Consider the following 23,919-nt stretch of genomic DNA (forward strand, 5'->3'; position numbering starts at 1 on the left):
CATCCCCTGAGCGCCTTGACGCCTTCATGGGACGTGCGAACGCAGCCTATTACGCATCTCGCGACCCATTCGGCGCCGGGGGCGACTTCACCACCGCGCCGGAGATCACTCAGGCCTTCGGCGAATGCCTCGGTCTGTGGGCCGCGGTCACCTGGCAGCTGATGGGTCGCCCCGATCCGGTGATCCTGGCCGAGGCCGGGCCGGGGCGGGGCACGCTGATGGCCGATGCCCTCCGCGCCGCACGCGCCATGGCGCCGGATTTTGCCCAGGCCGCCCGGCTGCACCTGATCGAAACCTCCCCGCTGTTGCGCGAGGCCCAGCGCGCCCGCTTGCCGGAGGCGGAATGGCATGAGGACTTGGCCGGCCTGCCGGATGGCCCGCTGATCCTGCTCGCGAACGAGTTCCTGGATGCCCTGCCGATCCGGCAGTTCCTGCGGCGCGGCGGCGCCTGGGTGGAGCGCTTCGTCGAGCATGACCGCTTCGTGGAACGGCCCGCCCCGGACGCCCCGCTGCCGGATGCGGGGGAGGAGGGCGAGATCCGCGAGGTTAACGAGCCGGCCCGTGCCATTTCGGCGGCCCTGGGGGCGCGGCTGGCGGCCCAGGGCGGGGCGGCGCTGTTCATCGATTACGGCCCCGCCGAAAGTGGGCCCGGCGACAGCCTGCAGGCCATCCGCAACCGCCAGGCGGCCAATCCGCTCTCGGACCCTGGCGCGGCCGATCTCACGGCCCATGTTGATTTCGGCGCCCTGGCGGAGGCCGCGCGTGCCGCCGGTGCCGCCACCCATGGGCCGCTGCCCCAGGGCGTGTTCCTGCTGCGCCTCGGCCTGCACAGCCGCGCGGCGGCGCTGGCGGCCTCGGATCCCGGTCGCGGCGCCCGCCACCTGGAAGCCGCGACGCGGCTGACCGCGCCCGAGGCCATGGGCCGCCTGTTTAAAGCTCTCGTTCTTTGCCACCCGACCCTTGCAACCCCTCCTGGTTTCGAAACGGCATGATCCTCGATCTCGACAAGGCCGAATTCCTCACCGCTCTTTCGCTGCGCGGCACGCCGCACGGCTTCTTCACCCGGCGCGGCGGCGTCTCCACCGGGCGCTTCGCCAGCCTCAACTGCTCGCTTTCCAGCGCGGATGAGCGGGAATCCGTGATGGAGAACCGCGGGCGGGCCATGCAGGCCCTGGGGCGGACCCCCGGTTCCCTCTCCGGCGTGCATCAGGTGCATGGAACCGAGGTGGTGGTGACCGACATGCCGATCCCGGCCGGGGAGGGGCCGCGCGCCGATGCCATCGTGACGAGCAGCCCGGGCGTGACCCTCGGCATCATCACCGCGGATTGCGGCCCCGTGCTCTTTGCCGACGCGCAGGCCGGGGTGATCGGCGCTTGCCATGCGGGATGGCGCGGTGCCCTGGGCGGGGTGCTGGAGGCGACGATCAAGGCAATGGAGGGGCTGGGTGCGACGCGTGGCGGCATTTCCGCGGCCCTTGGCCCCTGCATCCGCCAGACGAGCTACGAGGTGGGGCCGGACTTGCGCGAGGCCCTGCTGGCCAGCGACCCGGAGGGCGAGCGCTTCCTCGCCGCCGGCCGGCGGCCGGGCCACTGGCAGTTCGACATGGCCGGGCTGATCCTCGCCCGCCTGCAGGCCGCTGGGGTGGCCGCCGAGGCCCTGCCGGACGATACGCTGGTGGACGAGGCCCGCTTCTTCTCCCATCGCCGCCGCACCCTGGAGGGCGGCGGGCCGATCGGGCACCAGCTCTCCGCCATCGCCCTGCCCACGTGAACGGTGCCCAGGAGGGCGCTCCCGTGAGGACACCCATGTGACTCCCGTGAGGACACCCATGTGAACGGTGCCCGGGTGAACTGCCCTGGCGCCGAGGCGCCGGGCCGTGGATAAGGGCGCCGCCCATGCATTACATCCTCATGTTCCTGGCGCTGATGTTCCTGACCCTGGTCGCCTCCTGCGTGATCGGCTGAACCGGTGCCGCGCTTCCTTGTCCTGATCCTGCTGCCGCTGACGCTGCTGGCGGCCTGTGGTCCGTTGCCGCAGCCCTTCCGTGGCAATCCGGGAGCGGAAGGCCGCCGCCTGGCGGCGCCGCCTGCCTATCGCATCGCCGTGCCGGCGCCGACCGCGGCGCTGCTGGGGGACGCTGCCTCGGCCGATTTCGCGGTGGCCGTGGCCGATGCGCTTGAAGCCGCCGAGGTGCCCGCTGTGGCCGGCCCGCCGACGCCGCTGGACTGGCGCCTCCAGATCACCGCGGACCGCGAGGGAACGGGTGTGGTGCCCGGCTACGCGGTGGTGGATGCGGATGGAAAGGTGCTCGGCCAGGCGCGCGGCGCCTCCGTGCCGGTGCGGGACTGGAGCCAGTCCGAGGCCGCCCTGCTGCGCCAGGTGGCCAGCCGGGATGCGCCGGTCGTGGCTGGCCTGCTCACCCGGGGCGAGGCCGCGCGCCGCGCTGCCGAAACCGTGGCCTTCAACGGCGACGGCGGCCCGCCACGGGTGCGCTTCACCGGGGTGAAGGGCGCGCCGGGCGACGGCAACCAGGCGCTCGGCCTGCGGCTGCGCGACTTCCTCTCGACCAAGGGGCTGGTGGTGCAGGACAGTGCCGATGGCGCGGCCTTCGCCGCCTCAGGCGAGGTCACGATGGCCCCGGCGCCCGGGGGCAAGCAGCGGGTGGAGATCGTCTGGACCGTCAGCCGGCGGGATGGGCACGACCTCGGCCGCGCGGTCCAGCTCAACGAGGTTCCCACGGGCAGCCTGAACGGCCTCTGGGGCGATGTCGCCTATGTCGTGGCGGAGGAGGCGGCGGTGGCGGTGCGCGATATCATCGCCAATGCCGGCGGGCTCGGTGAGGCCGCGGCCCGGCGGCCGGCGCCCGAAGGCGTGGCGCCGCCGAATGCCACGCCAGCCGCCGCAACAGGGGCTGCCCCCGGCACCGGTGCCGCACCAACAGCCCTTCCCGCAGGGCGCGCCGCCCCGGCCGGCGCACGGTAACTTCCTCGTGCTGACCCCTGTTCGTGGCATGCGTCCTGCGTAAGGCGGCCCTGCCATGGACTTGGTCGCTTCCGGTTGCTAATCCCCCGGCGCCCCACGCCGCCCCAGCCTGGAACTCGCAAGCGGCGCGCCCGGAGAAGTCACGCGGATGAAGATCCTCGCCTGTAACAGCAACCGCCCCCTTGCCGAGGCGGTCGCCGCGGCCCTCAACCTGCCGCTCACCCAGGCCTCGGTCCGTCGCTTCGCCGACCTCGAGATCTTCGTCGAGATCCAGGAGAACATCCGCGGCGAGGATGTGTTCGTGATCCAGTCCACGAGCTATCCGGCGAATGACAACCTGATGGAGCTGCTGATCACGCTCGATGCGCTGCGCCGCTCCTCGGCCCGCCGCATCACCGCCGTGGTCCCCTATTTCGGCTATGCCCGGCAGGATCGTAAGTCCGGCCCCCGTACGCCGATCTCGGCCAAGCTGGTGGCGAACCTGATCACCCAGGCCGGCGCCGACCGCGTGCTGACGCTGGACCTGCATGCCGGCCAGATCCAGGGCTTCTTCGACATCCCCGTGGATAACCTCTTCGCCGCGCCCCTGTTCGCGCGCGACATCCAGGAGCGGTTCAAGGGCCGCGACCTGATGGTGGTGTCGCCCGATGTCGGCGGCGTGGTCCGCGCCCGCGCCATCGCGACGCGGCTGCACACGGACCTCGCCATCATCGACAAGCGCCGCCCCCGTGCCGGTGTCTCCGAGGTGATGAACGTGATCGGCGACGTGTCCGGCCGCGACTGCATCCTGGTGGACGACATCGTCGATTCGGGCGGCACGCTTTGCAACGCTGCCGAGGCGCTGCTGAAGAACGGCGCGCGCTCCGCCAGCGTCTATGTGACCCATGGCGTGTTCTCGGGCGGCGCCGTGGCGCGCATCGGCGCCGCGCCGATCCAGCACATGATCACCACGGACAGCATCCAGGCCACCGAGGCCGTGCGTGTCTCCTCCAACATCAAGCAGCTGACCATCGCGCCGCTGCTGGCCGAGGCGATGCGCCGCATCAGCGAAGAGTCCTCGGTCTCCACGCTGTTCAACTAGGCTGCCCAACTAGCCCGACGGGAGGCGGCGCAGGGCCTCCCGCGTCGCCTCGTCCATCGGGAAGAAGGTCTCCACCGTCAGCTCGGACAGCGCGACCTCATGCGCCGTGCCGAAGACCATGGTGGTGGTGAGGAAGGACAGCACCGCCTCGCCCTGGCGGATCCTGAAGGGCAGGGCCAACGCCTCCGGATCCTCGGCACCGCCCGGCGGCGCGGGGTAGTCGCGCAATTCGCGCAGCAGCTCGGCCAGCGCCGCATCGTCTGAAATCGTCGCCTGCCGCGCCAGCCGGGCGAGCAGATGCCCCTTCAGTGCCGCCAGATCCACGATGCGCGGTGCCAGCCCTCCCGGATGCAGCACCAGCCGCAGCACGTTGAGCGGTGGTGCCAGCAGCGCGGCATCGGCCCCCGCGATCAGCGCGCCCACCGAGGCATTGGCGGAAACAAGGTTCCAGCGCCGGTCCACGGCCAGGGCCGGGTTGGGCGCATGGGCGGCCAGCACCGCCTCCATCGCCGCCCGCGCCGGACGCATCGCCGGATCGTCCAGGGCGCGCTCGGGATAGGCGGGGGCGAAGCCGGCGGCGGTGAGCCACAGGTTGCGCTCGCGCAGCGGCACGTCGAGGAACTCGGCCAGGCGCAGCACCATGGACCGGCTCGGCATGGCGCGGCCCGTTTCCAGGCAACTCAGGTGGCGGGTGGAAATCTCGGCCTCCAGCGCCAGGTCCATCTGGCTCATGCGCCGGCGCTGGCGCCATGCGCGAAGGTGGTCGCCGATCGGGGCCATGCGGGTGCTCATGATGGCAGGTTAGCGGGCGGGGGCGCCGCGTCTCCATGACCTCCGAGGTCATCGACCCGCTGCGCCGCCGTGGCCCAGTTTCGGCGCGCCGGCAATTCCGCCGGATGCGCAGGAACCCATTCCATGAACGCCACCCCCTTCCTTCGCCGCGCCCTGCTGCTGGACGCGGTGGCGAGCGGCGCCACCGGCGCGCTGATGCTGCTGGCCGCCGGCTCGCTCTCCGGCCTCACCCATCTGCCGCCCGGGTTGCTGCGCGGGGCGGGTGCGGTGCTGCTGCCCTATGCCGCCTTCGTCGGCTGGCTCGGCCTGCGCGCGGCACCCTCCCGCGCCATGGTGCTGGCGGTGATCGCAATTAACGCACTCTGGGCCGTGGATAGCGTGGCGATCCTGGCCCTCGGATGGGTGGCGCCGAATGCGTTGGGCGCGGCTTTCGTGCTGGCCCAGGCCCTGGTGGTGGCCGCCTTTGCCGGGCTGCAGGCTGCTGCGCTGCGCGGAACGCAGCCGCTCGCCGCCTGACCGTTCCGCGCATCGCCCGCGCTGCCCATCCGTTCACGCCGCGTCCCCTGATCCGAAGGAGCGCGGCGTGAAGCCCATCCGCAAGCAGGATTTTCCCGTCGGCCAGGTCCGGCGCTTCATGGAGCCCGGGCCCATCGTGCTGGTCAGCTCCGCCTGGAAGGGGCAGGCGAACATCATGACCATGGGCTGGCACATGGTGATGGAATTCACCCCCTCGCTCATCGGCTGCTATATCTGGGAGCATAACCACAGCCGCGAGATGATCCGGCGCAGCCGGGAATGCGTGATCAACATCCCGACCGTCGATCTGGCGGAGGTGGCGGTGGGCATCGGCAACTGCTCGGGCGCCGAGGTCGACAAGTTCGGACGCTTTGGCTTGACGGCACGGGAAGGCGAGCAGGTGAAGGCGCCGCTGATCGCCGAATGCTTCGCCAATCTTGAATGCCGCGTGGTCGATACGGCGCTGGTGCGGAAATACAGCCTCTTCGTGCTGGAGGTGGTGAAGGCGCATGCGCCGAAATCGCCGAAATACCCGCGGACGATCCATTACCGCGGCGAAGGCCAATTCATGGTGGCGGGGGACTCGCTGAACCTCCGGCGGCGCTTCCGGCCGGAGATGCTCTGACCGGGTGGAAACCCCGGCCCGCCCCCTTTAAACGGGCGCCGATTCCGGCCACCCTCGCGCCGCGCCTGACGTGACGCTGAGGAAACCCGCATGAAGCTCTACTACGCCCCCGGTGCCTGCTCGGTTGGCATTCACATCATCCTCGAGGAGATCGGGAAGCCCTATGAGCTGTCCCTCGTCGCGCTGAAGGAGCAGGCGCAGACGAAGCCGGAGTATATGGCGGTGAACCCCAAGTCGAAGGTGCCGGCGCTGGATCTCGGCGATGGCAGCCGCGCGCTGACCGAGTTCCCGGCCATCGCGATGTATCTCGGCGCCGCCAATCCCGAGGCGGGGCTGCTGCCGAAGGACCCGCTGGGCCAGGCCCGCGCGCTCGAGGCGCTGGACTACATCACCGGCACCGTCCACCCGCACGCCTTTACCCGCCAGTTCCGCCCGAACGTCTACTCCCTGCGCGAGGAGGACTATCCGAAGGTGGTGGAGCAGGCCCAGGCCAATGCCGCGAAGTTCTTCGGCTTGGTGGAGAAGATCTGGGCTGGCGACACCTGGATCCTGCCGCAGGGCTATTCCGTGGCCGATGCCGCGCTGTTCTTCGTCGAGTACTGGCATGTGCGCCGGGTCGGCCAGACGCTGCCGCCGAAGCTGGATGCGCATCTCAAGGCGATGCTGGCGCGGCCGGCGGTGAAGCGGGCGCTGGAGCAGGAGGGGCTGGCGGCCTGAGGAAAAGGCCGGGGAGAAGGAATTCTCCCCGAACCCCTCATCTTTTCTTCGAGTTTGTGGGCGCGCCAGCCTCATTGGCGCACCAACGCTAAACCCCAAAAATAGAAGGGGGTCCGGGGGGATACCTCCCCCCGGGCTTTTTCTCTGAATGAACGACCCTAACCCCGTCCCCTTCTGGTTCCTCCGCCACGGCGAGACCGACTGGAACGCCCGCATGCTTTCGCAGGGCCAGGTCGACATTCCGCTCAACCCCGTGGGCATCGCCCAGGCCGAGCGCGCTGCCGCGGCGCTGGTGGGGAAGGGGATCCGCTCTATCCATTCCAGCACGCTGAGCCGGGCGCGCGTCACCGCCGAGATCGTGGCGGCTCGGCTGCAACTGCCGGTGAATCTCGACCCTGAGCTGCAGGAGGTGGCCTTCGGCGTGCAGGAGGGGCAGCAGATGTCGGGCTGGTTCGACGATTGGATCGCCGGGACCATGACGCCCGAGGGCGCGGAGCCCTTCGCTCATCTACGCGAGCGTGCCGTGGCCGCGATCAACCGCGCGACCGCCAATCCCGGCCCGGTGCTGGTGGTGGCCCATGGGGCGCTGTGGCGTGCCTTTCGCCAGGCGGCAGGTTTGGAGGCGAATGTCCGCACCCCCAACGCGCTTCCGCTCTGGGTGGAGCCGCCTTCCGGCGGGCGCGGCTGGCACTTCACCGCGGCGGAGCTGGGCGCCTAGAGCAGATCGCTGCAGGGCGGGATCGCCCGTAAGCGTGAATCTGCTCTTCAGACAAAGTGCCGGAGCATTTGAAGTGAACGCATGTGAACGGAAAATGCTCTAGCTAACGCTGCGTGCGGGGGCAGAAGAAGCTGCTGCGCCCCGCCTGGACGATCCGTGCCACCCCGGTGCAGGCGGGCGGGCCGGGGCATTTGGGGCAGGGCTGGCCAAAGCGGTCATAGACCTCGAACTGGTCCTGAAAGCCGCCCAGCTCTCCGTCGCTGCGCACATAATCGCGCAGAGTGGAGCCGCCGGCCTGGATGGCGGCGGAGAGCACGGCCTTGATCGCGGGCACGAGCCGCGCGGCGCGCGCGCCGGGCACGGTGCCGGCCAGGCGGCGGGGCGAGATGCCGGCACGGAAAAGCGCCTCGGCGACATAGATGTTGCCCAGGCCCGCCACCACGCCCTGGTCCAGAAGCGCGGCCTTGATGGGCGTGTTCTTGCCGCGCAGCGCGGCGGAGAGCACGGCCGGGGTGAAGCCATCCTCCAGCGGTTCCGGGCCGAGCCCGACCAGGAGCTTGTGGGAATCCTCCGCCGCGGTCGGCACCAGGTCCACGGCGCCGAAGCGGCGCGGGTCCTGGAATCCCACGCGCCAACCATCCTCGGTTTCCATCACCAGATGCTCATGCTGCGTGCCGTCGCCGGCGCCCCGTGCATCCGAGTACTTGCCCTGGGGGCCAAGGCGCGGCTGCGGCGGCTCGCCCGGCGGGTGGGCCACCATGCGGCCCGACATGCCGAGATGGATGAGGGCGGATTCTCCCTCGGAGAGCCGCATCAGCATGTATTTGCCGCGCCGGCGGAATCCTTCCACGCGGCGGCCGGCGAGGCGCTCCGCCAGGTTTTCCGGGAAGGGCCAGCGCAACCCGGCGCGGCGGGTTTCTGCGCGGGCGATGGTGCGGCCGGTGAGCACGGCGGACAGGCCGCGCATCACGGTTTCCACCTCGGGCAATTCGGGCATGGTGCGGATATGATGCCGGGAAGTGGCTTTCGTCCACGCCCCACCGGAGACGCTTCATGCGCCTGAGACCTGTTTTCGCCCTCGCCGTGCTGCTGGCGGCCGCGCCGAATCTGTCTCAGGCGGCCGATGGGCCGGCCCGCGCCACGCGCCATATGGTGGCCGCCGCGCATCCCCTGGCCGCGCAGGCCGGGCTGGACATGCTGCGCGCGGGCGGCTCGGCGGCCGATGCGGCGGTGGCGGCGCAGGCTGTGCTCTCGGTGGTGGAGCCGCATGCGACGGGCCTGCTCGGCGGCGCGCTGCTGGTCCATTGGGATGCCGCGACGCGCCGGATCGGCGGCTATGAGGGCATCGCCTCCGCCCCGGCTGCCGCGACGTCCCGGTTGGTCGAGGGGGCGGATGGCACGCGGGTGGGCGCGGCCACGGTGGCGCGCTCGGGCCGGTCCGCGGGCGTCCCGGGCACGTTGCGGATGCTGGCCCTGGTCCATGCGGATCACGGCAAGCTGCCCTGGCGGGACCTGTTCGCCCCGGCGATCCGCGCGGCGGAATTGGGAGCGCCGATTTCGCCCGTGCTGCACCGGGTGCTCTCCACCCGTCCCGTCGAGCTGGCGCGGGACGCGGAGATTCACGCCGTTTTCTTCGGCGCCGACGGAAAGCCCCTGCCGGAGGGCACGGTGGTCCGCAACCCCGCCCAGGCGGCAGCCCTGCGCCAGATCGCCAAGGCCGGACCGGATGCGCTTCACCGGGGGCGGCTCGGCCGCGCGGTTCTGGATGCCGTGGCGCGCGAGCCCGTTCCAGGCTGGATGACCGCCGAGGACCTCGCCTCCTATGAGGCGAAGCGGCGCGATCCCGTGTGCAGCGCGGCCTTCGGGCGCCAGGTCTGCTCCGCCGCCCCGCCCTCATCCGGCGGCGTGGCTGTGCAGCAGCAACTCGGGATGCTGGAGCGGCTGGGCATAGCCGGCATGGCACCGGGTTCGGTCGAGGCCGCGCATCTGATCCTGGAGGCAAGCCGCCTTGCCCTGGCCGACCGCCGCCGCTGGCTGGGCGATCCGGACATGGTGCCCGTGCCCACCCGGCAGCTGGTGGCGCCGGCCTGTCTGGCGGAGCGCGCCGGGGCGGTGCGGCCGGGCCGGGCAATGGAGGAGGTGCGGGCCGGAAATCCGCTGGAACGGCACGGCGCGCTGCCGACACCCTCGGACCCGCTGGCGCTGGCGGGCACTTCCCATGTCTCGATCGTGGATGCGGCGGGGAACGCCATCGCCTTCACCACCACGAACAACCTGAACTTCGGCGCCGAGCGGCTGGCCGGCGGCATTGTGTTGAACAACGGCCTGACCAACTTCGCCGCCGATCCCGGCCCGCCGGAGGCGCCCGCCTTCAACCGGCTGCAGGGCGGCAAGCGCCCGGTGACCACCATGGCCCCCACCATCGTGCTGGGCGCCGACGGCACGCCGGAGTTGGTGGTGGGCGCGGGCGGCGGCGCGCGGATCGTCGATTCGGTCACTGTCGCCGTGGTCGAGGTGCTGGCCTGGAGGGCGAATGCCCACCGCGCTACGGCCCGCCCCCGGATCGGCGCGCAGAATGGTGCGGAGGAGCTGGAGGCCGGGACGCCGGCCGCCGGGCTCGCCGATGCGCTCACGGCCATGGGCCACAAGCCGCGGGTGGGCGAGATGAACACGGGGCTGCAGCTGATCCGCCGCGTGCCGGGCGGCTGGGAGGGTGCGGCCGATCCGCGGCGCGACGGGGCGGCGCTCGGCGACTGAGCCGATGGTCGTGACGCGCCCCGCCCCGGCGCCTATCCTGCCGCCCATGTCCCAGACCGATAAGATGAACGACACGATCGATTTCGGCTTCACCCCCGTCGCCCGCGACCAGAAGGCGGGGCTGGTGCGGCAGGTCTTCGACAGTGTGGCGCCGAAATACGACGTGATGAACGACCTGATGTCGCTGGGCCTGCACCGGGTCTGGAAGCGCATCTTCGTCAACGCCATCGGCGCCGGCCCGCGCGACACGCTGCTGGATCTGGCGGCCGGCACTGGCGACATCGGCTTCCAGGCGAAGGAGCGCGGGGCAAGCCGGGTGATCCTGGCCGACATCAACCATTCCATGCTCAGCGTGGGGCAGGGGCGGGCGCTCGGGCGCGGGCTGGCTGCCGGCCTCGATTTCGTCTGCTGCGACGCGGAGCGCCTCCCCTTTCCGGATCGCTCGGTGGAGCGCGTCTCCATGGCCTTCGGCCTGCGCAACTGCACCGACAAGCTGGCGGTGCTGCGGGAGGCGCGGCGGGTGCTGCGGCCGGGCGGGAAGATGCTGGTGCTGGAATTCTCCCGCCTGCAGGTCGCGGCGCTCGATCCACTCTATGACGCCTGGAGCTTCAAGGCGCTGCCGGCCATCGGCGCGAGGGTGGCGAAGGATTCCGAATCCTACCGCTACCTCGCCGAAAGCATCCGCATGATGCCCGACCAGGAGGAATTGGCGGGCATGTTCCGCAAGGCAGGGCTCGAGCAGGTGTCCTACCGCAACCTCTCCGGCGGCATCGTCGCCATCCATTCGGGCTGGCGGCTGTAGAAGCCGCATGTCCATGGCGGCGGCGAATGAGCGGTGGTGGGCGAACAGCTATCTCCACATGGAGGCCGAGGGCTACCAGTACGATCGCCGGATAAGCGGCTGGTCGAAGATCCCGGACCCCAATCCGGATCCGCTGAAGCGCAATCCCCGCGGCGTCTTCGCGCGCAATGGCGGGCTGATGGTGAAGCGGCGGCTGACCCTGGCCGAGGACAACGTGATGTACCGCTTCGCCGCGGCGCGCTTCGGGAAGAAGGGCGCGCGGGGCGCGGAGCACCTGCTGCCCCTGCTCAACTCCCCCTGGTGGATGGAGGAGAACCGTATGTTCCTCCTCCTCTCCCGCGCGCGGCAGGCCGGGGTCGGGCTGGTGGAGATGGCGCGGAGGCAACTTGCCCTGCCAGAGGAGTGGACGGATGCCGACGTGATCGTACGGGTGCACATCAGGCCCGGCATCCTGCTCGCGGCCCATGCCGGCCCAGGCCTCACGGCCGAGGGCGGGGGCGAGCGGCGTATCATCGCGCCCGAGACGCCGCACCTGCTGATCGACCAGATCTACATCCCGGGCCTCGGCCGCCATCCGGCGCTGGGCAGCGCGGGCCAGAGCAATGCCTCCGCCTGGTTCGACGCAAACACCGCCGTCGCCTTCGACCCCAATATCCGCGGGCTTAATCCATGACCGGCAAGCGCGTCCTCCTCATCGTTTCCGGCTCCGTCGCCGCCTACAAGGCGCTGGAGCTGGCGCGGCTGCTCGGCAAGGCGGGCGTGGCCGTCACCGGGCTGCTGACCGAGGGCGGGGCGAAATTCGTCACGCCCCATGCGCTGCAGGCCATCACCGGCCGGCCCCTGGCGCAGGCGCTCTGGTCCCTGCCGGAGGAGGCGGAGCGCGGCCATATCCGGCTGGCGCGGGAGACGGACCTGGTGGTCGTCGCCCCCGCCTCGGCCGACCGGCTGGCCCGCATGGCGGCAGGGCTCGCGGATGACCTGGCGGGTGCCGTGCTGCTGGCCTGGGACGGGCCGGTGCTGGTCGCCCCCGCGATGAACCCGACCATGTGGTCCCATCCCGCCACCGGGGCGAATGTCGCGACCCTCATGGCGCGCGGGGTGAATTTCATCGGACCTGATGATGGGCTGATGGCCGAGGCGGAGAGCGGCACCGGCCGCCTGTCCGAACCGCCTGCCATCTTCGCCGCCATCGTCGCCATCCTGTCCGACCCTGAGCATGGCGCTCCCAATGCGGCGCTGGAGGATGCGCTGGATGCGGCGATTGCCGAGCAGGAGGGCCAGCCGCCGCCCGCACGGCGGATGGCCAGCCCCTCCAGCTTCAGCGACGGCGCGCCGCAGCCCGTGGACCACCATGCGGGGCCCGGCGAGACCGCGCCCTCGACCTTCTCCGCCTCCACCGCGCCGGTTTCCGGGCCGGCGCCGCATGCCCTGCGGGGCACAGTCCCGGGCGCCCTGCCGCTGGGCGGGCGCCATGTCCTCGTCTCCTCCGGCCCGACGCATGAGCCGCTGGATCCGGTGCGCTACATCGCCAACCGCTCCTCCGGGAAGCAGGGCCATGCCATCGCGGCGGCGCTGGCGGCGCTGGGCGCGCGGGTGACGCTGGTCTCCGGCCCCGTAGCCCTGCCGGATCCGCCCGGCGTGGAGGTCGCGCATGTGGAGACGGCGCGGGAGATGCTCGCGGCCTGCGAAGCGGCGCTGCCCGCCGATGCCGCCATCTTCGCCGCCGCCGTCGCCGATTGGCGCCCGGCCGATGTCGCGCGCCAGAAGATGAAGAAGGGCGCCGACCAAGCCGCCCCGCCTTTGGCGCTGGTGCCGAACCCGGACATCCTGGCCACCCTTTCCCGCCACCCGCGCCGCCCGCGGCTGGTGGTGGGCTTCGCGGCCGAGACGGAGCGGGTGATCGAGCACGCCCAGGCGAAGCTGGCCCGCAAGGGCTGCGACTGGATCGTGGCGAATGACGTCTCGGGCGATGCCATGGGCGGCGCGGAGAACACAGTGCATCTCGTGACGAAGGGCGGGGTGGAGGACTGGCCGCGCCTGCCCAAGGCCGAGGTGGCCGCGCGGCTGGCCGACCGGGTGGCGGAAACGCTGGCCTTGCCCGCGACGGAAGCTGAGGCATGATCGGGACGATCCAGGTCGTCCGCCTGCCCCATGCGGCGGACCTGCCCCTGCCGGGCTATGCGACGGCGGGCGCCGCCGCGATGGACCTCCTGGCGGCGGTGACGGAGCCTCTCACCATTCTGCCCAACGGCCGCGCCCTGGTGCCCACCGGTCTGCGCGTGGCACTGCCCGCCGGGCATGAGTGGCAGATCCGCCCGCGCTCCGGCCTTGCGCTGAAGCACGGGATCGTCCTGCCGAACGCCCCCGGCACGATCGACGAGGATTACCGGGGCGAGGTGCAGGTCATCGTGCTGAACGCCGGGACGGAGCCCTTCACGGTGGAACGCGGGATGCGCATCGCCCAGGCGGTGCTGGCCCCGGTCACGCGGGCGGTGTTCGAGGAGGTGGCGGAGCTGGGCGATACCCGGCGCGGGGCAGGGGGCTTCGGCAGCACCGGAACGGGCTGACGCCCCGGCGGCTTGTGCCGCGGCCCGGGACCGACGACATCCCCTCCATGGACGGTCCGCCCCCCATCCCTGACACCCTGCCCGAGCTCGACTTCACCGAGGACGAGCTCCATCGCTATTCCCGCCACATCCTCCTCGGAGAGGTGGGCGCCATCGGCCAGGCGCGGCTGCGCCAGGCGCGGGTGCTGGTGGTGGGCGCGGGTGGCCTGGGTTCGCCGCTGGCGCTCTATCTCGCGGGCGCGGGGGTCGGGACGATCGGGCTGATCGACCATGACACGCTCGAACTCTCCAACCTCCAGCGGCAGGTCGCGCACACCACCGATCGCATCGGCCAGCCCAAGGTGGAAAGCATCGCGACGACCCTGCGCGCCCTGAACCCGCTGACGAAGGTGGAACCGCATTTCCGGCGCCTGGATGAAGCCGCCGCGCGGGACCTCATCCCCCGCTACGACATCGTCTGCGACGGCACCGACAACTTCCCCACCCGCTTCCTGGTAGGCGATTGCTGCCATCGCTTGGGCCGGCCGCTGGTCTCAGCGGCGGTGCTACGCTTCGAGGGGCAGCTTTCCACCTATAAGTCGCATCTCGGCGCGCCGCATCCCTGCCATCGCTGCCTGCATCCGGAGCCGCCGCCGCCAGGCCTCGTGCCCTCCTGCGGGGAGGCGGGGGTGCTCGGCGCCGTCACCGGGGTGATGGGCACGCTGCAGGCGACGGAGGTGCTGAAGGAGATCCTGGGTATCGGCGAATCCCTCTCGGGGCGCCTGCTGCTCTGGGATGCGCTGGACACGCGCTTCCGCACCATCCGGCTGAAGCGCGACCCGGCCTGCGCGCTCTGCGGCATCGGGGGATGAACCCGCTCGGCATCCTCCTGCGCGGCGCGGGGCATGAACCGGCGCATTACGCGCTGGTGCTCGCCACCGCCGCCGCTGCGATCGGCCGGCCGGTCGCGCTTTTCGCCACCAATGCGGGGCTGGCCCTGTTCCGCCGGGACGCTCCGCTGCCCGCCGATCCACGGGAGGCGCATCTGGCCTCATGCGGCGTCGCGGGCATCGCGACCTTGTGGGAGGCGGCGGAAGAACTGGGCCTGCGCCGCATCGCCTGCGAGGCGGGGATGCGTGCCGAAGGCATCGCGCCCCCCGAACTGGCCGATGGGGTGGAGGTGGCGGGCGTGGTCACTTTCCTCGAAGCCGTCGGCAACGGCCAGGTCCTGTCGCTTTGATGGCTGGGCGGCCTTGACCGGACCGGGGGCTTTCGCGCGTGATCGGCCGCAGATGAGACGACTTCTTCCTATCCTGACACTGCTGGTGCTGCTTCCCCAGGCCGGCCGAACCCAAACGGCCGGCAGCCTGCCGCCACCCGTCCCTGTCCAGCGCAATGGCGCGCCGGCCAGCCCTGCCCCGGCAGCCGCGCCCTCTGCTGCTGCCCCGGCCGCGCCGCGCCGGGACACGGCGCCAGCAAGGCCCGTGGCCCCGCGTCCGGCACCCGCCCCGCGTGCCACCACGGCACCGGCCGGGCCCCAGGCGGCTAGCCCTCAGCCGGCCCCTGCCGCGCGGCCCCGGGAGAGCCAGCCAGCTTCGTCCCGCCCGCGCCCGACAGCGCGGCGCGAGGGCCAGGCGACACCGCCGCGCACCGTCACCCCGCAGCAGACCCAGCCCAACCGCCGCCGCGCCGCTGGTGCCGCGGCCGGGGCGGCGGGTGCCGCAGCAGGAGCTGCCGCCGGCGCGGCGCCTGCTCCACAGCCGGCCCCTCCGCCGCCGCGCGAGGAGGAGCAGAAGATCGGGCCGGTTACCAGCCTTCCCCTGCCGCGCTTTGCCGCGCTGCGGGCGGATGAGGTGAACATGCGGGCCGGTCCCGGCACCCGTTACCCGATCGAATGGACCTATCAGCGCCGCGAGCTGCCCGTGGAGATCGTGCGGGAGTTCGAGCTGTGGCGTCGGATCCGCGACATGGATGGCACGGAAGGCTGGGTGCACCAGTCCAACCTCACCGGCCGCCGCACCTTCGTGGTGACGGGGCAGGAGCGCGTGCTGCGGCGTCGTCCGGAGGAATCGGCGAATGTCGTCGCCCGGCTGAAGCCCGGCGTGCTCGGCCGCATCCGGCTCTGCGCGGCGAGCGAGTCCTGGTGCGAGGTGCAGGTGGGCGAGCATCGCGGCTGGCTGCGCCGCACCGAATTCTTCGGCGTCATGCCGGACGAGGAGGTCAAGTAGCGATCCTGTCCCGGCCCTTCCTGGGCCCGCTTGCCCAGGAACCCGCTCGCGGATAATTCGCCAGCAAGGTCCCGTTTACCGTGGACCTCTGGGGGTGGAGACGACATGAGCGGATCGAATGGGCCTGGCCGGACGGGACCTGGCCGGAGGCTGGTCCTGGGCCTGCCGGCGGCGCTGGCCCTGGCGGCGCGCGGCGCACGGGCGCAATCGGCGCCGCTCCGCATCGTCGTCGGCTTCCCTGCCGGCACCACGCCCGACACGCTCGCGCGGCTTTATGGCCAGGCCATTGCCGGGCCGCTGGGCCAGGCCGTGGTGGTGGACAACCGCGTTGGCGCCGGCGGGATCGTGGCGGCCGAGGCCGTGGCACGCGCCGCGCCGGACGGGAACACGCTCTTCGTCGGCAATAACGGCCCGATCTCGATCACCAAGCACCTGACCGACAGGCTGCCTTTCGATCCGGACAAGGATTTTCGCCCGGTTGGCTTCCTCGGCGTCTCGATGCAGGTGCTGGTGGCGCGGCCGGGGTTGGCGAAGGATCTTCCTGGCTTCATCGCCCATGCGAAGGCGCAGGAGGTCAATTACGGCAGCGTCGGCGCCGGCTCGGCCAGCCACCTGTTCATGGCCGGGCTCACCGCGCAGGCGGGGCTCAAGGCGCAGCACATCCCTTATCGCGGCGCGCCCCAGGCGCTGCTGGAAATCGCGGCAGGCCGGGTGGATGTGATGGTGGCCGCCACCGGCTCCGCCCTGCCGCTGATCCAGGAGGGCAAGGTGGTCGCGCTGGCCGTCACCGGCCCCGGCCGCGACCCGCTTCTGCCGGAGGTGCCGAGCTTCGATCAGGCCGGCGTGCCCGGCTTCGTGCTGCCGGTATGGAACGCCCTGTTCGCGCCGCGCGCCACGCCGGATGCGGCGGTGGACCGGATCGCCAGGGCCCTGGTCAACGCCCAGAAGGATGAGGCAGTGCGCCGCGGTGTCACGGCAGCGGGCTTCACCCTCGAGGACCGCGATCCGGCCGCCATGGCGCGCTTCATCAAGCAGGAGAGCGCGCGCTGGGGAGAGATCGCGCGGGCGACCGGGGTGCGGCTGACGGATTGAGGCCGCATATCGGCCGCCGCTCGCCGTGAGCGGAGCCGCAGGGAGCAGCGGGGGCCGGACGGGCGGAATGTCGCCCTCCGGCGATATCGCGCCGGGGTGAACCGTTCTATCATTCGGCCTTCTCCGAAGGACGCCGGATCTGCGATTCCATGCCTGACCTGCTGCACACGACCGAGCGCGACCGTCTCCTGGCCACGCTGCGCCGGATGCTGCGCGAGGTACGGGTCGATGGGCAGAGGCTCGCCGGGTTGGCGCGGAGCGAGGCCCACGGCGCCCCGCTGCTGACGGCGGACAACGTGCTTGCGGCCGAGGCGATGGCGATCCCCGCCCTACGCGCGGCCGATCCTGGCCTGGCCGATGCCGTGCTGGGTTTCGTAACTGCCATGGGAGAGGAGGCCGGCCCGCCGGCGCGCGGCGCCCTGGCCGCCGCCGAGGGCCGCGTGCAGATTCTGCGCGCCGATCCGCGCGACATCCGCGTCCTCACCCCCTGGCACGAGTTCACCGGCGATCTGGCCGATGGCGTGCTGCGGCAGCGGCTGCGCGGCGACACGCGCGATAGCGACGTGCTGCACAGCGGCAACATGGTGCGGCTTCGGCTGGAGGGCGGGATGCCCGGGCTGCTGGGGCGCCTCTCGCTGCGTGCCCGCACGCTGGATGTCGAGGAGGCGGTGACCGCCCAGGGCGTGCAGCCCGAGGGTGCGGGCGCGCTGATGTGGCACGAGAGCACGCTGCGGCTGAGCCCGGTGCCCGGGCTGAAGCTGGTCGCCGGCACCATCCGCTACGAGTACCGCGTCTCCGCGACCGATCCGCTCCTCCGCCTGACCGTCAGGCTCCGCGCCGGGCCGAAGTCCGGCCTTTCCGCCTTGCGCCTGACCACGGCGGTGGATGCGCTTTCCGATCATGCCAGGCCCTTCACCGAGGTGTCGGTCGGCCGGACCGGCGGCCAGCACCGCCGCCCTGCCGGGCCCTTCGCCGAGGATGAGCTCCTGGCCGAGGGCGCGACGGATTCCTTCCATCTCTGGCAGGCCGGGCCGGAGGAGGATGCGATCGCCCTGCACATCCGCCCCCGGGCGGGGGAGGGGGTGTTCAACATCCACGCCCAGACCCGGGCAGGAGCGCCGCATTGGGTGGTGCTGCGGCACACGGTGCCGAACCTCGCGCGCGGCGGCACGGCCGTGCTGCGGGAGGACCGGCTGCTGGCGCGCGGCGTCGCGCCCGGCACACCCGAGGCCGCACTGCGCCTGTTGCGGACGCCCGACGTGCTGGGCGGCCGGGACCTGGGGCAGGCCGGGCCGGGCGCGCCGATGGCCGCCGTGGCCTCGGTACTGCTGAACGCGCCAGCCTTTGCCCATCCCATTCCGCGCGAGCGGCTGGCGCGGCTGCGGGACTGGCTGGACCGGCAACTGGCCGCGCTGCCCGAAGAGGATGCGGCCCCGCTGCCCGTCGCGGAGCTGGCGCCGTTGGTTGTCGCGCTGGACGCCGTATGGCGCGCCGGCGGCCTGCCGCGCGACCGGCGGCGGCTGCGGCAGCTCCTCGGCCAGCTCGTGGCCGCCGCTTCGCCGGAAGGCGTGTTCGGGGCTGGGCTGCGCGACCATGGGGCGGCGATCGTCGCCCTGGCCCGCGCCGCGACTCTGGTGCCGGAGCCCTGGGTGCAGGAGGCGCTGCAGCGCGCTGTGCTTACTCTTCGGCCGGAAGGGCCGGCCCTTCCTGGCGTGGCCGCCGAGCCGAATCCGTCCACGCCTGCCCTTGCCGCTGTGCTGCGGGGGCTGCGGGCGGTAGAGATGGTGGCCGAGACGGGCCGGATGGCCGTCGATGCCTCGATGCTTTCCCATGCCAGGGCGGTGATGGCCGCCTGCCTGGACCTTCTTTCCTCGCGCCTGCGCAACCATGCCGATCGGTTGGAGGTGCTGCCGGCGCAGGGCGATCAGGCCGATGCGCTTGGCCAGGCCGCTCTTCTCCTGGCCGTGCTGTCACCGGATGAGGTGGCGCTGTCGGTGGGCGGGGTCACGGCTTGAGGCATCGCCTTGCGGCGCTTCTCCTTCTGCTGGCGGCGGCGGGCTGCGCGGCGCCCCCGCCCGTGCGGGAGGCGCCGATCGCCTATCCGTCTTCCGTGCGGAAGCGGATCTTGCGGATCGCCGAGGCTGAATGGGTAGAATGGGGACGGCTGCTGGCCGGCCCAGGGTTGCCGGCGCTCCCGGCCGGCACCGAAGGCGGCACGGAGGCCTTCCCGCGGGTCCTGGCCTATTGGCGCGCCGTGCCCGAGGCGGAGGCCGGGGCTGCCATCGCCCGCAATCGTGGACGCTGGTCGGCGCGGCTGGCGGGGGATGCGGGAGCGGGCGTCTGGTCGGAACCGGCCTGGTCGGCCGCCTTCGTCTCCTATGTCATGCGGGGGGCGGGGGTGGATGAGCGGGAATTCCACGCCTCCGCCTCCCATTCCTTCTATCTCGACGCGATCCTGCGGGATGCGCTCGAATTTCCGGACCGGGCGCCCTTCCTGCCGCATGATCCGACGACCTATGCGCCGGCGCCGGGTGACCTGGTCTGCGCTGACCGCTCGCGCCATCCGCTCGCCTCCTGGCGGAACCGCCTGGCTGAGATGGGGAAGTTCCGGCCGATGCATTGCGACATCGTGCTCCGCATCAACGCAGGGGCGGTGGAGGCAGTGGGCGGGAATGTCGCGGATGCCGTGACGCTGACAGCCTATTCGGCTGATCCTGCTGGACGGCTGCTGCCCCGCGCACCGGGCGATCCGGTGATTGTCACGGTGATTGAAAACCGGCTGGGGCGGCTGCCACCATTTGCACCGGGACCGCTCATTTCCGCATTGGGCGCCGCCGCGAGATAACCGCGGCCGCTGCGTTAGGTTCTGTGCCGAAATGTTTTGCGTGGGAAATTGCGGTCTGTCATTCTGTGCAAATGCGGCGGTAAGCCATCGACATTATGTCCGCAGCCCCGATATGGATTACAGCGTTTCCGCATCCGGCGATTCGCACCGTGAATGCGGCATTTCGACCCCCTGATCGGAAGCCCCTTTTTGGGAGATTGCAACCATGGCCGACACATCGCGCAAAGCGACTTTCGACCTCGATTCCATGAGTGCGCAGGAACTGACCGCCCTGATCCAGGCCGCCGAGGCGAAGCGTGCGGAAAAGCAGGATGAGGCGCGTGCCGCACTGATCGAGGAGTTCCGGGGCAAGGCCGCCGAACTCGGGCTGGAATTCGAGAAGCTGATTTCGGGCGGTTCGCAGGCCCAATCCTCCACCCGCCGCACCCGGCGCGATGCCGGCGGTTCCGTCGCCGCCCGTTTCAGGGGGCCGAATGGCGAAACCTGGAGTGGGCGCGGCCGGATGCCGAAATGGCTTTCGGCGATGGAAGCCTCGGGCCGCAAGCGCGAGGAATTCCGCATTTGATGCGCCCCCCCCCCGCCCTGCTTCGGCAGGGCGGGGCTTCAAGCGGCGGGCGGGCGGGCTTAACTGGCATCGACCCAGATGCCGGAGCGGCCCCTTTGCCCGACCTTTTCGATCCGTTGACACTGCGCGGCGTTACGCTGCGCAACCGCATTGGGCTTGCGCCCATGTGCCAATATTGCTGCGGGCCTGATGGGCGCCCGACCGATTGGCATCTCGCCCATCTCCTCCAACGGGCGCTCGGCGGCGCTGCCCTGGTCCTCACCGAAGCCACGGCCGTAACCGCCGAAGGGCGCATCACACCCGGCGACCTTGGTCTTTGGGAGGAAGCGCAGGTGCCCGGCCATGCGCGGCTGGCCAGCGCCATCGCAGCGGCCGGAGCGGTGCCGGGAATCCAACTCGCCCATGCTGGGCGCAAGGCCAGCCGCAATCCCCCCTGGGTCCATGGCGCTGCCGAACCGGGCTGGGAGACGATCGGCCCCTCGGACCTGGCGATGGACGGGATGCTGGCTCCGCGCGCCATGGCCGAATCGGAGATCGCCGACACCATCACCGCCTTCGTCGCCGCCGCGCGGCGGGCCGTACGCGTGGGTTACCGCGTGGTGGAGGTGCATGCTGCCCATGGCTACCTGCTGCACCAGTTCCTCTCGCCGCTGTCGAACACGCGGGCCGATTCCTGGGGCGGCGGGTTCGAGGGCCGGACGCGGCTGGTGCGCGAGACGGTGGCGGCCGTTCGCGATGCCGTGCCGGCGGATGTTCCGCTGCTCCTGCGCATCAGCCACACGGATTGGGCCGAGGGCGGCTGGACCACCGCTGAAAGCGTGGAGCTTGCCCGTCAGGTGGCGCCGCTGGGCGTGGACCTCGTCGATGTTTCCTCGGGCGGGATCACGAACCGGCAGCAGATCCCGCTCGGCCCGGGCTACCAGGTGCCGGGGGCGGAAGCGGTGCGCGGCGCCGGCATTCCGGTGGCGGCCGTGGGGCTGATCGAAACGCCTGAGCTGGCGCAGTCCATCGTGGCTGAAGGCCGCGCTGACATGGTGTTGCTGGCCCGAGCCATGCTGCGCGACCCGTATTGGCCGACCCATGCCGCCGAGGCGCTGGGGCGCACAGACCGCCTTGCGATCCCGCCCCAATACGAGCGCGGCTGGGGCAACCTGCCGATGCGCAGCGAAACCGCGGCCCCCATGCCCCCCATCTAAACCCTCGCAGGGTCCGGGGGGCGCGCCCGCCCCCCGGCGGGGTCCAGGGGCAGCGCCCCGGGGGCCTATGGCGCCGAAATCTTCACCATCCAGCGAAATTCCCGCACCGCTCCCGGCGCCAGGATGCTGACTCCCGGCTTCTCCAGGAAATCGCCGTTCCAACCCAGCGGCGCCGCCGTGCCGCACCAGGGCTCCAGGCAAAGAAAGGGAGCGCCCGGCTTCGACCAGAGGCCAAGATCGCCATAGCCCTCCCATTCCATCTCCAGTGCCGCACCGTCGGGCGCCGCGTAGTGGAGACGGCGCCCGGGAAAGCCCGGCAGGACGATCGCATCCGCCGCAAAGAGATCCGGGTGCAGGGGGAGGGTGCCGTCCATAAGGGGGATGCTCTCAGCCGCATCCAGCAGCCCGCCGGTCAGGCGCCGGGCGGACAGGCTGGTCGCCTCGAGCCCGGGGAAGGACAGGCGGTGGCCCAGCGGGGATGCCGAACCGGGGAGCGGCCAGGCGAAGGCCGGATGAGCCCCCAGGCTGAAGGGCAGGGGGCTGTCACCCGGATTGGAAACGGTGACGGTGCAGGCGAGCGTGCCGTCCCGCACCGTCCAGTTCACGGCAAGGGAGAAGGCGAAGGGGAAGGCTTCGCGCGTGGCCGCATCATCCGACAGGTGAAGGGCGCAGGAGGCGGCATCGCGGCTGGTCCAGCCAAAGCGGCCGTCGCGGGCGAAGCCGTGCTGAGTCAGGCGGTGGGCTTGGCCAGCATGGTGGAGCGTGTCGCCCGGCAGGCGGCCGACGATGGGGAACAGGATGGGCGCCCGGCGCGGCCATTCCGGCCCGGCCTGCCAGAGCCACTCCCTGCCCGCCGCATCGCGGATCGAATGCAGCTCCGCGCCATCGGCCGAGACCGTGGCGGTGAGGGTATCGTCGCCGAAGCGGTGGGTGTCGGGCATGGGACATGGATCGGATATCGCGGCCGGCGCCGCAACCCGGCGGCTCCAACCGCGTCCCTTCGGGGAAGACCCGATGGAGGCCCCATGCTGCAGCACCTGCCTTCCGGCCTCGGCCGCGCCCTGGCGGGGATGCGGCCGGGGATCAATGCCCTGCTCTTCGCGGGCGTCAACGTACCGGCGCTGATCGAAATCTCCAGCCCTGCCTTCGAGCAGGGCGGTCCCATTCCCGCCCTGCACACGGCGGACGGGCCAGGGCTTTCCCCGCCTTTGTCCTGGCAGGGCGTGCCCGCCGGGACCGCGAGCCTGGTGCTGGTGGTGGAGGATGCCGACAGCCCGACGCCCCGGCCGCTGGTCCATGCCGTCGTGACGCGCCTGCCGCCTGGGAACGGCATGCTGGCGGCGGGGGACCTGCCCGGGCCGGGAAGGCCGGGGCTGCCCGGGCTGGGCATGGGGCGGAATTCGTATTTCCAGACTGGCTGGCTGCCGCCGGATCCGCCACCCGGTCATGGGCCCCACCGCTATGCCTTCCAGCTTTTCGCCCTTGGGGCATGGCCGGGAGGGCTGTCGGGGGTCCCCGGGCGGAACACCGTCCGAGCGGCGCTGCGTCATGGGGTGCTGGCGAAGGGGTGCCTCATCGGCACCTATGGGCGGTAGCAGGGATCCCCTGCCGCCGCCCTTCACGGTGAACCGCTGTTCGGCCTTAGCCGAGCGTGTCGCGGATGATCTGCCGGATCTCGGCCTCGCTCAGTGTGCCCACGGGAACGGGGCTGGGAGTCGGCAGGCGCTGAATGCCCTTATCGGGCGTGGTGATAGTCTGCATGATTTCTTCTTTACATTGGCCCTGGCGGCGCATGCAGCGCCGCCAGGGCGGTTTTTGGCCGGCGGTCCAGCCTGGTTCCAGGCGGGAGAACGGATTGGCCGCGGTGATGATCGTGCCGACGCGTCAGGCTGTCGCTTCACGATCGCGATGGGCGGACCTGGGATATGGTCCACCTTGGATGAAGGGCCGGTGAAGGCCCCGATGTGACCCCGATGTGACAAGGGCGCCGGCAGGCCTGTGGCCCGCGACGCCCCAGTCATCAGGCTTGGGGCAGCGATCCGCCCCCTGCCGAAACCCTTCCGGGTCTCACCCCATTTGGAGGTTGGAAGCGGACATCTTGCCGCGCGGGTCCTTCTGGACCTCAAAGGAAAGCTTGTCGCCCTCATTCAGGCCGCGCAGCCCCGCGCGGGTAACGTCCGAGATGTGGACGAACACGTCGTTGGACCCGTCATCCGGCTGGATGAAGCCGTAGCCCTTGGTCGCATTAAACCACTTCACGGTTCCAGTCGGCATCGATCGCGCATCTTTCGAAGGGGGTTGCCCCCGCGGGCCGGCGCCACGAGGAGCCAGGTACCGGCGTAGAGACGGGCCCGGTCGCCCTTCCGGGCGATGAAAGCGGTCCGAACCAGCGTTGGCCACCGAGAGGTGGGGGTAAGATGACGGATTTGCAACCCGGGCCCCGGCTTGTCCCGCAT

26 protein-coding genes are annotated in these 23,919 nt (G+C 71.4%); 22 read left to right on the plus strand and 4 right to left on the minus strand.

Translation table 11 applies throughout. From position 1 onward, the window contains the following. Positions 1-26 precede the first annotated feature (26 nt). From GSE44_RS01455 to GSE44_RS01470, 4 genes are all read left to right on the plus strand, one after another. Positions 27-992: a class I SAM-dependent methyltransferase gene (locus GSE44_RS01455; protein ID WP_159346517.1), complete on the plus strand. Its 966-nt coding sequence runs from the start codon at positions 27-29 to the stop codon at positions 990-992. Continuing rightward, positions 989-1,771 carry a peptidoglycan editing factor PgeF gene (gene pgeF, locus GSE44_RS01460; protein ID WP_159346519.1) on the plus strand — a complete coding sequence of 261 codons (783 nt, stop codon included), beginning with the start codon at positions 989-991 and terminating at the stop codon, positions 1,769-1,771. Before GSE44_RS01455 ends, pgeF begins: the two co-directional genes overlap by 4 nt. Before the next feature lie 198 nt (positions 1,772-1,969). After that, a complete protein-coding gene (locus GSE44_RS01465; RefSeq protein WP_159346521.1) occupies positions 1,970-2,983 on the plus strand; it encodes a hypothetical protein in 1,014 nt (337 codons plus the stop codon). Positions 2,984-3,131: 148 nt separating this feature from the next. Continuing rightward, the gene (locus GSE44_RS01470) at positions 3,132-4,064 is read left to right on the plus strand and encodes a ribose-phosphate pyrophosphokinase (protein WP_159346523.1); all 933 of its coding nucleotides are present in this window, start codon (positions 3,132-3,134) and stop codon (positions 4,062-4,064) included. A 9-nt stretch (positions 4,065-4,073) separates the two neighbouring features. Here the strand turns inward: GSE44_RS01470 and GSE44_RS01475 are convergent, their stop codons facing one another. Then, a complete protein-coding gene (locus GSE44_RS01475; protein ID WP_235924489.1) occupies positions 4,074-4,844 on the minus strand; it encodes a helix-turn-helix domain-containing protein in 771 nt (256 codons plus the stop codon). Between the two features lie 135 nt (positions 4,845-4,979). Between GSE44_RS01475 and GSE44_RS01480 the strand changes: the two genes are divergently transcribed. From GSE44_RS01480 to GSE44_RS01495, 4 genes are all read left to right on the plus strand, one after another. After that, complete coding sequence (locus GSE44_RS01480; protein WP_159346527.1) at positions 4,980-5,372, plus strand: hypothetical protein; 393 nt, start codon at positions 4,980-4,982, stop codon at positions 5,370-5,372. Positions 5,373-5,439: 67 nt separating this feature from the next. Beyond that, positions 5,440-5,997 (plus strand): flavin reductase family protein, encoded by a 558-nt coding sequence (locus GSE44_RS01485; RefSeq protein WP_159346529.1) that lies wholly within the window; start codon positions 5,440-5,442, stop codon positions 5,995-5,997. 90 nt (positions 5,998-6,087) lie between these two features. Next, entirely contained in the window at positions 6,088-6,714 is a 627-nt protein-coding gene (locus GSE44_RS01490) for a glutathione S-transferase family protein (protein ID WP_159346531.1), read from the plus strand. A gap of 148 nt (positions 6,715-6,862) precedes the next feature. After that, positions 6,863-7,432: a histidine phosphatase family protein gene (locus GSE44_RS01495; RefSeq protein ID WP_159346533.1), complete on the plus strand. Its 570-nt coding sequence runs from the start codon at positions 6,863-6,865 to the stop codon at positions 7,430-7,432. A 103-nt stretch (positions 7,433-7,535) separates the two neighbouring features. Here GSE44_RS01495 and mutM read toward each other — a convergent pair whose 3' ends face one another. Next, on the minus strand, positions 7,536-8,429 hold the full coding sequence (mutM, locus tag GSE44_RS01500; protein ID WP_159346535.1) for a bifunctional DNA-formamidopyrimidine glycosylase/DNA-(apurinic or apyrimidinic site) lyase: 894 nt from the start codon (positions 8,427-8,429) through the stop codon (positions 7,536-7,538). A gap of 56 nt (positions 8,430-8,485) precedes the next feature. On the opposite strand from mutM, the gene GSE44_RS01505 reads away from it, so the two are divergent. The 13 genes from GSE44_RS01505 (at position 8,486) to GSE44_RS01565 (ending at position 21,463) form a co-directional block, all read left to right on the plus strand. Next, positions 8,486-10,189, plus strand: coding sequence for a gamma-glutamyltransferase family protein (locus GSE44_RS01505; RefSeq protein WP_159346537.1), 1,704 nt, complete (start codon positions 8,486-8,488; stop codon positions 10,187-10,189). 64 nt (positions 10,190-10,253) lie between these two features. Further along, positions 10,254-10,991, plus strand: a complete 738-nt coding sequence (locus tag GSE44_RS01510; protein ID WP_159346853.1) for a class I SAM-dependent methyltransferase — start codon at positions 10,254-10,256, stop codon at positions 10,989-10,991. Between the two features lie 13 nt (positions 10,992-11,004). Next, positions 11,005-11,664 (plus strand): hypothetical protein, encoded by a 660-nt coding sequence (locus GSE44_RS01515; protein WP_159346539.1) that lies wholly within the window; start codon positions 11,005-11,007, stop codon positions 11,662-11,664. After that, positions 11,661-13,112 (plus strand): bifunctional phosphopantothenoylcysteine decarboxylase/phosphopantothenate synthase, encoded by a 1,452-nt coding sequence (locus tag GSE44_RS01520; protein ID WP_159346541.1) that lies wholly within the window; start codon positions 11,661-11,663, stop codon positions 13,110-13,112. The genes GSE44_RS01515 and GSE44_RS01520 overlap by 4 nt, the downstream gene beginning before the upstream one ends. After that, entirely contained in the window at positions 13,109-13,558 is a 450-nt protein-coding gene (gene dut, locus GSE44_RS01525) for a dUTP diphosphatase (protein ID WP_159346543.1), read from the plus strand. The genes GSE44_RS01520 and dut overlap by 4 nt, the downstream gene beginning before the upstream one ends. 47 nt (positions 13,559-13,605) lie before the next feature. After that, on the plus strand, positions 13,606-14,409 hold the full coding sequence (locus GSE44_RS01530) for a HesA/MoeB/ThiF family protein (protein WP_159346545.1): 804 nt from the start codon (positions 13,606-13,608) through the stop codon (positions 14,407-14,409). Continuing rightward, a complete protein-coding gene (locus tag GSE44_RS01535) occupies positions 14,406-14,777 on the plus strand; it encodes a DsrE family protein (RefSeq protein WP_159346547.1) in 372 nt (123 codons plus the stop codon). Before GSE44_RS01530 ends, GSE44_RS01535 begins: the two co-directional genes overlap by 4 nt. A gap of 244 nt (positions 14,778-15,021) precedes the next feature. Then, positions 15,022-15,765 carry an SH3 domain-containing protein gene (locus GSE44_RS25490; RefSeq protein WP_235924490.1) on the plus strand — a complete coding sequence of 248 codons (744 nt, stop codon included), beginning with the start codon at positions 15,022-15,024 and terminating at the stop codon, positions 15,763-15,765. A gap of 105 nt (positions 15,766-15,870) precedes the next feature. After that, positions 15,871-16,857 (plus strand): Bug family tripartite tricarboxylate transporter substrate binding protein, encoded by a 987-nt coding sequence (locus GSE44_RS01545; RefSeq protein WP_159346549.1) that lies wholly within the window; start codon positions 15,871-15,873, stop codon positions 16,855-16,857. 149 nt (positions 16,858-17,006) lie between these two features. Beyond that, a complete protein-coding gene (locus GSE44_RS01550; RefSeq protein ID WP_159346551.1) occupies positions 17,007-18,872 on the plus strand; it encodes a hypothetical protein in 1,866 nt (621 codons plus the stop codon). Then, complete coding sequence (locus GSE44_RS01555) at positions 18,869-19,702, plus strand: DUF2272 domain-containing protein (RefSeq protein WP_159346553.1); 834 nt, start codon at positions 18,869-18,871, stop codon at positions 19,700-19,702. The genes GSE44_RS01550 and GSE44_RS01555 overlap by 4 nt, the downstream gene beginning before the upstream one ends. 205 nt (positions 19,703-19,907) lie before the next feature. Further along, positions 19,908-20,267, plus strand: a complete 360-nt coding sequence (locus tag GSE44_RS01560) for an H-NS histone family protein (protein ID WP_159346554.1) — start codon at positions 19,908-19,910, stop codon at positions 20,265-20,267. A 95-nt stretch (positions 20,268-20,362) separates the two neighbouring features. After that, positions 20,363-21,463, plus strand: a complete 1,101-nt coding sequence (locus GSE44_RS01565) for an NADH:flavin oxidoreductase/NADH oxidase (RefSeq protein ID WP_159346556.1) — start codon at positions 20,363-20,365, stop codon at positions 21,461-21,463. 65 nt (positions 21,464-21,528) lie between these two features. On the opposite strand, the gene GSE44_RS01570 is transcribed toward GSE44_RS01565, so the two are convergent. Beyond that, complete coding sequence (locus tag GSE44_RS01570; RefSeq protein ID WP_159346558.1) at positions 21,529-22,404, minus strand: aldose 1-epimerase family protein; 876 nt, start codon at positions 22,402-22,404, stop codon at positions 21,529-21,531. Positions 22,405-22,488: 84 nt separating this feature from the next. On the opposite strand from GSE44_RS01570, the gene GSE44_RS01575 reads away from it, so the two are divergent. After that, complete coding sequence (locus GSE44_RS01575) at positions 22,489-23,058, plus strand: YbhB/YbcL family Raf kinase inhibitor-like protein (RefSeq protein ID WP_159346560.1); 570 nt, start codon at positions 22,489-22,491, stop codon at positions 23,056-23,058. Between the two features lie 472 nt (positions 23,059-23,530). Here the strand turns inward: GSE44_RS01575 and GSE44_RS01580 are convergent, their stop codons facing one another. After that, entirely contained in the window at positions 23,531-23,737 is a 207-nt protein-coding gene (locus GSE44_RS01580; protein WP_159346562.1) for a cold-shock protein, read from the minus strand. Between the last annotated feature and the right edge of the window lie 182 nt (positions 23,738-23,919).

It is taken from the genome of Muricoccus harenae (assembly GCF_009848505.1).
GTDB classification, from domain to species: domain Bacteria; phylum Pseudomonadota; class Alphaproteobacteria; order Acetobacterales; family Acetobacteraceae; genus Roseomonas; species Roseomonas harenae.